Origin of the sequence: Pseudoalteromonas sp. SG43-1, assembly GCF_014164415.1 — a bacterium.
GTDB lineage: Bacteria > Pseudomonadota > Gammaproteobacteria > Enterobacterales > Alteromonadaceae > Pseudoalteromonas > Pseudoalteromonas distincta.
Map to the genome: position 1 here is coordinate 1 of NZ_JACJFD010000067.1, position 887 is coordinate 887.

The window sequence follows — 887 nt, forward strand, 5'->3', positions numbered from 1 at the left end:
ACTCAAAGCATTGATGTACAAACCGATGCCAATGGTAACTGGAGTGCGACACCAACAGGCACATTAGCCGAAGGGAATTATAGCGTTAGCGCCAGCATCACTGATGCAGCGGGCAACACAGGTACAGGTACAGACAGTGGCGAAGTGGATGTAACTCCACCGGCACTTGCCTTTACACCAACGTTTGAACTTGGTTTATTGGTTACCTTAAGTGGTACCTCTGACTTGCCAGCAGGCAGTGAAATTACCATTACCGAGCAACTGGTTGGCGGTGGCATTGGTGCCACCTACACCACCACAACTGATGCCGATGGTAATTGGTCATTAGTCGGATTAGATGTATCGTTACTTGATGTTGGCTCAGTGATCGCCACAGCGACCGATGCCGCAGGTAATACCCGTACAATTAGCTCAGATGACTTTGATAATACACCGCCGACACTCACTGTTGATGTTGCAGCACAAAGCGACAGCAACACGCCAATCATAAGCGGCACAAGTGATGCGGGCGAAGGTGCACGAGTGACGATAGTCGTTACCGACAGCAACGGCAACCCACAAACCATCACCGCCCTTGTTGATGCGGATGGTAATTGGAGTGCTACACCAGCGACACCATTAAGTGAAGGTCAAAGCACCATTGAAGTGAGTGTACGCGACAGTGTTGGCAACGAAACTACAGTGAGTGATACCAGTACCATCGACACGCAAGCGCCAACGCTCACCATTCAAAACGTAGGCGATGTTAGCGACTTAACACCAGAGCTGCAGGGCACCAGTAATGAAATTGGTGGCACTGTTACACTCACCATCACCGACAGCGCAGGCGCTGTGCAAACCATTGAGACCCTAGTTGGCAGCGATGGCCACTGGAACATTGAGATTCC

Annotated in this window: 1 protein-coding gene; it reads left to right on the forward strand. The window is 50.7% G+C overall.

Going from position 1 to position 887, the window contains the following annotated elements; genetic code table 11:
- Positions 1–887: Ig-like domain-containing protein (locus H5159_RS20725; RefSeq protein WP_182780966.1), on the forward strand; the 887-nt coding region annotated here is incomplete at both ends.